The organism is Dietzia maris, assembly GCF_014144855.1.
Classification (GTDB): domain Bacteria; phylum Actinomycetota; class Actinomycetes; order Mycobacteriales; family Mycobacteriaceae; genus Dietzia; species Dietzia kunjamensis.
This window is the reverse complement of the sequence record NZ_JAALDN010000203.1, coordinates 1-3,397: the sequence shown is the minus strand read 5'-3', so window position 1 is coordinate 3,397 and position 3,397 is coordinate 1. Positions and strand designations below refer to the sequence as shown.

At 70.3% G+C, this 3,397-nt stretch carries 3 protein-coding genes and 1 pseudogene; 1 reads left to right on the top strand and 3 read right to left on the bottom strand.

Annotation, left to right across the window (positions count from 1 at the left end):
• Positions 1-105 precede the first annotated feature (105 nt).
• Positions 106-1,389, bottom strand: coding sequence for a UDP-N-acetylglucosamine 1-carboxyvinyltransferase (gene murA / locus G6024_RS07280; RefSeq protein ID WP_120284445.1), 1,284 nt, complete (start codon positions 1,387-1,389; stop codon positions 106-108).
• Positions 1,390-1,461: 72 nt separating this feature from the next.
• Here murA and G6024_RS07275 point away from each other — a divergent pair, with 72 nt between their 5' ends.
• On the top strand, positions 1,462-2,037 hold the full coding sequence (locus G6024_RS07275) for a cob(I)yrinic acid a,c-diamide adenosyltransferase (protein ID WP_069388706.1): 576 nt from the start codon (positions 1,462-1,464) through the stop codon (positions 2,035-2,037).
• 30 nt (positions 2,038-2,067) lie between these two features.
• Here the strand turns inward: G6024_RS07275 and G6024_RS07270 are convergent, their stop codons facing one another.
• Positions 2,068-2,952, bottom strand: coding sequence for a LuxR C-terminal-related transcriptional regulator (locus G6024_RS07270; protein WP_119191950.1), 885 nt, complete (start codon positions 2,950-2,952; stop codon positions 2,068-2,070).
• Between the two features lie 181 nt (positions 2,953-3,133).
• Positions 3,134-3,397: pseudogene (locus G6024_RS07265) on the bottom strand (CobW family GTP-binding protein); the annotation flags it as partial.

Below are 3,397 nucleotides of genomic sequence, written 5' to 3'. Positions count from 1 at the left end.
GCTCCCTGGCGGCTCCGATAAAGTTACACGGGCCGCGGCGAAAGTACTAATCGCCTGGTCAGAGGCAGTTTCGGCGTTGCGTGCCCGATCTCCGCCCCGTCGACCTCAACGATGGGTGGGCACTCGCTCGATCTCGCCGCCGAGGGACCGGACGTTCCCGACGAAGTCGGAGTATCCCCGGTCGATGTGGAAGACCTCGCAGACCTCGGTGACGTCGTCCGCGCACATGCCGGCCAACACGAGCCCGGCCCCGGCGCGGATGTCGCTCGCCCAGACCGTCGCGGAGTCCAGGCGTTCGCGGCCGACGATCTTGGCGTGGTGACCGTCGGTCTCGGCGGTGACGCCCATGCGGACCATCTCCTCGACGAACCGGAACCGTGCCTCGAAGAGGTTCTCGGTCACCACCGACACCCCCTCGGACACGGAGGCGAGTGCGATCGCCATCGGCTGGAGGTCGGTGGGGAAACCGGGGAAGGGCAGGGTCCGGATGTCCCGGGCCCGCGGCCGGCCCTCCTGGGCGACCCGGATCCAGTCGGGCCCGGTCTCGACGTCGGCACCCACCGCGCGCAGGTTCTCCAGCACCACATGGATGAACATGGGGTCGATGCCGGTGACGGTGACGTCGCCCCGGGTCATCACCGCACCCATGGCCCAGGTGGCCGCGACGATCCGGTCCCCGACCACCCGGTGACTGACCGGCGTCAGCTCATCGACGCCGCGGATGGTGATCGTGCTCGTCCCCGCGCCGCTGATCTGTGCCCCCATCTCGTTGAGCAGGTCGCAGATGTCGACGATCTCCGGCTCGCGCGCGGCGTTCTTGAGAACCGAGGTGCCCTCCGCCAGGACCGCCGCGGTCACGAAGGTCTCGGTCGCGCCGACGGACGGGAAGCTCAACTCGTAGTCCGCGCCCCGGAGCTCGGTCGCGTCGGCGACGAGTCGGCCGTGGTCCATGCGGGTGCGGGCGCCGAGCCGGTTGAGTCCGTTCTGGTGCCAGTTGAGGGGACGGCTTCCGATCGCGTCTCCGCCGGGCATCGCGATCACGGCGCGATGATGGCGGCCGACCAGTGGTCCCAGGATGCACACCGATGCGCGCAGGCGCTGGGCCGCTTTGTCATCGGCCACGTGCCCCAACTCAGCCGGGGTGTCGATCACGACGGTGTCGCCGGAGACCTCGACCGTGCACCCGAGGTGGCGCAGCACATCGGCCATCGCGGGGACGTCGGAGATCGTCGGGCAATTGGTCAGCGTCGTCCGCCCCTCGGCCATGAGCGCCACCGCCATCAGCTTGAGCACGCTGTTCTTGGCGCCTGATACGGAGATCTCGCCGGACAGTCGGGTACCGCCGCGGACGAGGAAGCTCTCCTCGCGGGACGTGGGATTAGCGCTCACGGTTCCACCCTAGGCGAGAGGAGGGAGGGATCCGCTCCAGCTGCGGCCCCGCGGCAGCGTAGGTTGGCCGACATGGCTGTTCACCTGACCAAGATCTATACCCGGACCGGCGACGACGGGTCCACGGGCCTCTCCGATTTCTCGCGCGTGAGCAAGAACGATCCCCGACTGGTGGCGTACGCGGACTGCGACGAGGCCAACGCGGCGATCGGCGTGGCCGTGACGCTCGGAGGCCTGGACGACCGTGTCGTCGCGGTACTGCGGACCGTGCAGAACGACCTCTTCGACGCCGGCGCGGACCTGTCGACGCCGGAGGTCGAGGACCCCAAGTACCCGCCGCTGCGCATCGAGCAGGCCTATATCGATCGCCTCGAGAGCTGGATCGACCAGTTCAACGCCGAGGTGCCGGACCTGACGTCGTTCATCCTGCCGGGCGGGACCCCGGGGGGTGCGTACCTGCACGTCGCCCGCACCGTCACCCGACGGGCGGAGCGTTCGGCATGGGCGGCCGTCGAGGCGCACCCGGAGACGACCTCGGTCCTGCCGGCGAAGTACCTCAACCGGCTGTCGGATCTGCTGTTCGTCCTGGGCCGGGTCGCCAACCCGGAGGGCGACGTACTGTGGGTGCCCGGCGGGGAGCGCGGCTGACCGGAGCGCGACCGGCCGGAGCGGGGCGGGTCAGGGCAGCGCGCCCATGCGGCGCGCTGCGTTGACCGCCTCGAACCGGGTGTGCGCGTCGAGTTTCCGCATCACCGACCGCAGGTAGCTCTTCACCGTCTCGGCACCGATGCCCATGTCGGCGGCGGTCTCGATGTTGGTCTTGCCCTGGGCGACGCACGCCAGCACGTCTAGTTCGCGGCGGGACAACCGCGCGGTGGGCATCTCGGGCGGCGGGGAGACCATCTCGGCGCAGATGCGTTCGAGCTCCACGCGGACGTCCGGGTCCTCGGTGCGTGAGGCGAGCATCCGCAGGCGGGCGTGGGTCTCGCGCATCCGCTCGTTGGACAGCACGTCGTCCCACCGGCCCTCGCCGGAGCCGGGCCCGACCGGGGCGGCGCCGCGGGCCGCCAGTGCGTCGTTGACCGCGATCTCCTGTTCCAGGGCGCGGGCGGTGGCCGCCATCTGGTTGAGGACCTTCTCGCCGAACCGGACCGAGGAGTGGACACCGGCGTAGATCACCGCGCGTACGTCCTTGCCCACCACGACGGGGATCGCGGCCATCGACCGCAGCCCCTCGGAGAGCACCGGCAGGTCGTACTCGTGGGTGATGACCCCGGCTCGCGGGTAGTCCGCCACGCCGACCGGCTTGCCGGTGGCCATGACCCGACCGCCCACGCCGGCCCCGTAGTGGACCTTGAGGTCCTTCATCGCCGAGGTCCGCATCCCGAGGGACTCGGACAGGACCAACGTGTGGCCCTCCCCGACGACACCACCGATCGTCACGGGGATTCCCGTGGCCTCCCGCAGCGCCGCGATCGCGCTACGCACCGAGGCGAGGTCACGCTTGCGTCGCTGGGCGTCCCCGGCGCCGCTCGGGCCGTGGCCGGTGTTGTCCTCGTCCACGAGGTCTCCTCCCTCGTCCGTGCAGCACCCCCGCCGCGGGCGGTTGGCCCCCCTGCCGGTGCGACACTTCGGCGTCGTCAGCGCCACTATACGCACGTAGTCGGGGTGACGCCGAACCAGAACATGAGAGAGGCGTCAGGTCGTCGGGGGTACCGGCCGCAGCTTCGTCCCCGCACCGCGGTCAGGGGGTGAAAGCTGGATCGAATGCCTCCGGATCCTCGGGATCGGCCAACATCGCGGCGACCCCGGTGACGGGCGCCGCGCGCTGTTCGTCGTAGATCCATTCCTCGACGTCGCTGGAGTCCGGGTCGCCGACGAGGTACGGGTGCAGGCCCAGCATGGCCGAGGCGTCAACCGTCTCCCCGGTGTCCAGCACGGTCTCGTCGAGGAAGCGGACCACCTCGTCGTCGTCCATCTCCACGCCGATCACCACCAGACCCTCCGG

Coding starts and splice junctions, on each gene's coding strand:
- G6024_RS07275 (WP_069388706.1), top strand. CDS start 1,462: ATGGCTGTTCACCTGACCAAGATCTATACCCGGACCGGCGACGACGGG.